This is a genomic window from Colwellia sp. MB02u-6, assembly GCF_014077095.1.
In the GTDB taxonomy this organism is placed as follows: Bacteria; Pseudomonadota; Gammaproteobacteria; order Enterobacterales; family Alteromonadaceae; genus Cognaticolwellia.
In genome coordinates this window covers 1-5,717 of the sequence record NZ_JACGVG010000040.1, presented here as the reverse complement: position 1 = coordinate 5,717, position 5,717 = coordinate 1, and the positions used below count along the sequence as shown (strand labels likewise).

The 5,717-nt window shown below is 48.1% G+C and carries 2 tRNA genes and 3 rRNA genes; all 5 read left to right on the top strand.

The window, feature by feature from the left end:
* Positions 1–265 precede the first annotated feature (265 nt).
* The 5 genes from H4J46_RS16880 to rrf all read left to right on the top strand — a co-directional run bounded on the left by H4J46_RS16880 (position 266) and on the right by rrf (position 5,706).
* Positions 266–1,810 (top strand): 16S ribosomal RNA (locus H4J46_RS16880).
* Positions 1,811–1,932: 122 nt separating this feature from the next.
* Positions 1,933–2,009 (top strand) — tRNA-Ile (locus H4J46_RS16875).
* A 35-nt stretch (positions 2,010–2,044) separates the two neighbouring features.
* A tRNA-Ala gene (locus tag H4J46_RS16870) sits at positions 2,045–2,120 on the top strand.
* Positions 2,121–2,522: 402 nt separating this feature from the next.
* A 23S ribosomal RNA gene (locus H4J46_RS16865) occupies positions 2,523–5,415 on the top strand.
* 176 nt (positions 5,416–5,591) lie between these two features.
* Positions 5,592–5,706, top strand: a 5S ribosomal RNA gene (gene rrf, locus H4J46_RS16860).
* The 16S, 23S and 5S rRNA genes sit together here with 2 tRNA genes alongside, the layout of an rRNA operon.
* The last annotated feature ends 11 nt before the right edge of the window (positions 5,707–5,717 follow it).

The window sequence follows — 5,717 nt, the reverse complement described above, 5'->3', positions numbered from 1 at the left end:
CTTTCTTTAACAATTAGTTATCATGCAATTTGTGTGGACACTCACATTAACGTTGATTTTACATAGTTACCTTCGGGTAACAAAAAAACAGCTTAATATGATGTCACACAAAAATAAGTATCATTTAGACTTTCGAGTTTAAATAATACGTTTTATGTAGTTACTTAGTTCCTAGTCGGGATTGAGTAACACGACAGAATTCATTGAGCAGATGTCTTTTCTTGGTTCACTTCGGTGAGTTAAGGTGAGCATCACAAACGATTTTTAATTGAAGAGTTTGATCATGGCTCAGATTGAACGCTGGCGGCAGGCTTAACACATGCAAGTCGAGCGGTAACAGAGATAGCTTGCTATCTGCTGACGAGCGGCGGACGGGTGAGTAATGCTTGGGAATATGCCTTATGGTGGGGGACAACAGTTGGAAACGACTGCTAATACCGCATAACGTCTACGGACCAAAGGGGGGGATGCTTCGGCACCTCCCGCCATTTGATTAGCCCAAGTGAGATTAGCTAGTAGGTGAGGTAAGAGCTCACCTAGGCGACGATCTCTAGCTGGTTTGAGAGGATGATCAGCCACACTGGGACTGAGACACGGCCCAGACTCCTACGGGAGGCAGCAGTGGGGAATATTGCACAATGGGCGAAAGCCTGATGCAGCCATGCCGCGTGTGTGAAGAAGGCCTTCGGGTTGTAAAGCACTTTCAGCGAGGAGGAAAGGTTAGTGGTTAATAGCCACTAGCTGTGACGTTACTCGCAGAAGAAGCACCGGCTAACTTCGTGCCAGCAGCCGCGGTAATACGAGGGGTGCAAGCGTTAATCGGAATTACTGGGCGTAAAGCGTGCGTAGGTGGTTTGTTAAGCAAGATGTGAAAGCCCTGGGCTCAACCTGGGAACTGCATTTTGAACTGGCAAACTAGAGTTTTGTAGAGGGTAGTGGAATTTCCAGTGTAGCGGTGAAATGCGTAGAGATTGGAAGGAACATCAGTGGCGAAGGCGGCTACCTGGACAAAGACTGACACTGAGGCACGAAAGCGTGGGGAGCAAACAGGATTAGATACCCTGGTAGTCCACGCCGTAAACGATGTCAACTAGCCGTCTGTAGACTTGATCTGTGGGTGGCGTAGCTAACGCGCTAAGTTGACCGCCTGGGGAGTACGGCCGCAAGGTTAAAACTCAAATGAATTGACGGGGGCCCGCACAAGCGGTGGAGCATGTGGTTTAATTCGATGCAACGCGAAGAACCTTACCATCCCTTGACATCCAGAGAAGAGACTAGAGATAGACTTGTGCCTTCGGGAACTCTGTGACAGGTGCTGCATGGCTGTCGTCAGCTCGTGTTGTGAAATGTTGGGTTAAGTCCCGCAACGAGCGCAACCCCTATCCTTATTTGCCAGCGAGTTATGTCGGGAACTCTAAGGAGACTGCCGGTGATAAACCGGAGGAAGGTGGGGACGACGTCAAGTCATCATGGCCCTTACGGGATGGGCTACACACGTGCTACAATGGCAAGTACAGAGGGCTGCAATACCGCGAGGTTGAGCGAATCCCACAAAGCTTGTCGTAGTCCGGATTGGAGTCTGCAACTCGACTCCATGAAGTCGGAATCGCTAGTAATCGTAGATCAGAATGCTACGGTGAATACGTTCCCGGGCCTTGTACACACCGCCCGTCACACCATGGGAGTGGGTTGCAAAAGAAGTGGCTAGTTTAACCTTTCGGGGAGGACGGTCACCACTTTGTGATTCATGACTGGGGTGAAGTCGTAACAAGGTAACCCTAGGGGAACCTGGGGTTGGATCACCTCCTTATCTTGAAGTAAAACAGCTTAATGAGAACCTCGGTTCTACGAGTGTTCACACAAATTACATGATAACAAATTAGAAGAAGTCCAAACACGCTAGCTTCGGACGTAAATTCTTGAAAGAGAAATAGGTCTGTAGCTCAGCTGGTTAGAGCGCACCCCTGATAAGGGTGAGGTCGGCAGTTCAAGTCTGCCCAGACCTACCAATTTACGTTCTAACTTAAAGTGTGTTTCCCATTGCGGGGCTATAGCTCAGCTGGGAGAGCGCCTGCCTTGCACGCAGGAGGTCAGCAGTTCGATCCTGCTTAGCTCCACCACTTCTTCACTAAAGAAAGAGACCAAACTTAAACTATCAAGAGTTGATAAGTTAAGTTTGGTTTTTTAAACCAAGTCTTCGCCGAATGTGTGCGAATGACAAATTCTTTAACAATCTGGAAAGCTGATATAAATACCGGTATTTATATGATGAACACGGTGTCGCGCTGTTGTTCATAAATTATAAATACCAAGCTGTTATTAATAGGAATATCGCCTATTAATGATGGTGATTACGGGTCCTCCTCGGAAACGTAATCAACCCGGTAATAAATCGTAAGATTTGTTACCACTCTTATTCAAGACACACTTTGTGTGCGTGAAAATGTCAGACTTTACAATTGCTGTGGATTAGTCTCCACGGTGTACTAATGAGCTTCTTCGGAAACTACTTGGGGTTGTATGGTTAAGTGACTAAGCGTATGTGGTGGATGCCTTGGCAGTTAGAGGCGATGAAGGACGTGTTAATCTGCGAAAAGCTTTGGTGAGGTGATAAAAACCGTTATAGCCAAAGATATCCGAATGGGGAAACCCACCCAACGTAAGTTGGGTATCATTAAGTGAATACATAGCTTAATGAGGCGAACCGGGAGAACTGAAACATCTAAGTACCCCGAGGAAAAGAAATCAACCGAGATTTCCTTAGTAGCGGCGAGCGAACGGGAAACAGCCCTTAAGCTTATTGGGTGTTAGTGGAATCTACTGGAAAGTAGAGCGATACAGGGTGATAGCCCCGTACACAAAAACTACCTTTAAGTGAAATCGAGTAGGTCGGCACACGTGAAACGTTGACTGAACATGGGGGGACCATCCTCCAAGGCTAAATACTCCTAACTGACCGATAGTGAACCAGTACCGTGAGGGAAAGGCGAAAAGAACCCCTGTGAGGGGAGTGAAATAGAACCTGAAACCGCATACGTACAAGCAGTGAGAGCTAGATTTAGTCTAGTGATTGCGTACCTTTTGTATAATGGGTCAGCGACTTATATTCTGTAGCAAGGTTAACCGAATAGGGGAGCCGTAGCGAAAGCGAGTGTTAACTGCGCGTTTAGTTGCAGGGTATAGACCCGAAACCCGGCGATCTACCCATGGGCAGGTTGAAGGTTGAGTAACATCAACTGGAGGACCGAACACACGTATGTTGAAAAATGCGGTGATGACTTGTGGGTCGGAGTGAAAGGCTAATCAAGCCGGGAGATAGCTGGTTCTCCCCGAAATCTATTTAGGTAGAGCCTCGCACGAACACCATTGGGGGTAGAGCACTGTTAAGGCTAGGGGGTCATCCCGACTTACCAACCCTTTGCAAACTCCGAATACCAATGAGTGATATGCGGGAGACACACTACGGGTGCTAACGTCCGTTGTGAAGAGGGAAACAACCCAGACCGCCAGCTAAGGTCCCAAAGTACTAGTTAAGTGGGAAACGATGTGGAAAGGCATAGACAGCTAGGAGGTTGGCTTAGAAGCAGCCATCCTTTAAAGAAAGCGTAATAGCTCACTAGTCGAGTCGGTCTGCGCGGAAGATGTAACGGGGCTAAACTAGTCACCGAAGCTGCGGATTTGAACTTAGGTTCAAGTGGTAGGGGAGCGTTCTGTAAGCCGTTGAAGGTGAGTTGTAAAGCTTGCTGGAGGTATCAGAAGTGCGAATGCTGACATGAGTAACGATAAGGGGAGTGAAAAACTCCCCCGCCGAAAGACCAAGGTTTCCTGTCCCATGTTAATCAGGGCAGGGTAAGTCGGCCCCTAAGGCGAGGCGGAAACGCGTAGTCGATGGGAAACAGATTAATATTTCTGTACTTCTATATATTGCGAAGGAGGGACGGAGTAGGCTAGGTGAGCACGGCGTTGGTAGTCCGTGTGAAAGTATGTAGGTGGTTGTCTTAGGTAAATCCGGGACTTCATTAAACACTGAGATACGAGACGAGATTCTACGGAATTGAAGTCATTGATGCCATGCTTCCAGGAAAAGCTTCTAAGCTTCAGATATATAGGAACCGTACCCCAAACCGACACAGGTGGTTAGGTAGAGAATACTAAGGCGCTTGAGAGAACTCGGGTGAAGGAACTAGGCAAAATAGTACCGTAACTTCGGGAGAAGGTACGCTCTCTAATGTGAATGACTTGCTCAGTAAGCATCGGAGAGTCGAAGTAACCAGGTGGCTGGAACTGTTTATTAAAAACACAGCACTGTGCAAAATCGAAAGATGACGTATACGGTGTGACGCCTGCCCGGTGCCGGAAGGTTAATTGATTGGGTTATCTTCGGAGAAGCTCATGATCGAAGCCCCGGTAAACGGCGGCCGTAACTATAACGGTCCTAAGGTAGCGAAATTCCTTGTCGGGTAAGTTCCGACCTGCACGAATGGCGTAATCATGGCCACACTGTCTCCACCCGAGACTCAGTGAAATTGAAATTGCGGTTAAGATGCCGTATACCCGCGGCTAGACGGAAAGACCCCGTGAACCTTTACTATAGCTTGACAGTGAACATTGCTCCTACATGTGTAGGATAGGTGGGAGACTATGAAACCATGTCGCTAGATGTGGTGGAGTCTACCTTGAAATACCACCCTTGTATGCGTGATGTTCTAACCTAGGGCCCTTATCGGGCTTGGGGACACTGTCTGGTGGGTAGTTTGACTGGGGCGGTCTCCTCCTAAAGAGTAACGGAGGAGCACGAAGGTTGGCTAAGTACGGTCGGACATCGTACGGTTAGTGCAATGGCATAAGCCAGCTTAACTGCGAGACAGACACGTCGAGCAGGTACGAAAGTAGGTCATAGTGATCCGGTGGTTCTGTATGGAAGGGCCATCGCTCAACGGATAAAAGGTACTCCGGGGATAACAGGCTGATACCGCCCAAGAGTTCATATCGACGGCGGTGTTTGGCACCTCGATGTCGGCTCATCACATCCTGGGGCTGAAGTCGGTCCCAAGGGTATGGCTGTTCGCCATTTAAAGTGGTACGCGAGCTGGGTTTAGAACGTCGTGAGACAGTTCGGTCCCTATCTGCCGTGGGCGTTTGAGAATTGAAGAGGGCTGCTCCTAGTACGAGAGGACCGGAGTGGACGAACCGCTGGTGTTCGGGTTGTTATGCCAATAGCATTGCCCGGTAGCTACGTTCGGAACTGATAACCGCTGAAAGCATCTAAGCGGGAAGCAGGCTTTGAGATGAGTTCTCACTGGAGCTTTAAGCTCCCTAAAGGGTCGTTGGAGACTACAACGTTGATAGGTTGGGTGTGTAAGGACTGCGAGGTCTTGAGCTAACCAATACTAATTACCCGTGAGGCTTAACCATACAACACCCAAGTGGTTTTAAGTTGTGTGATGTTTGACATAGTAGTATTGCATAGGAATATGCAACATCACGTACATGAGTGATGAATAAGAGAAAAGTAACAAAGAAGACAAACGTATTTATACATCACTGAGACAAGTCTCATTGATACAGCTTTTTAGATTGTACCCTTTTTGTCTAGCGACAATAGCGACATGGCCCCACCTGATCCCATTCCGAACTCAGAAGTGAAACGTGTTAGCGCCGATGGTAGTGTGGGAGTTCCCATGTGAGAGTAGGACATTGCTAGGCTTCTATTTAGA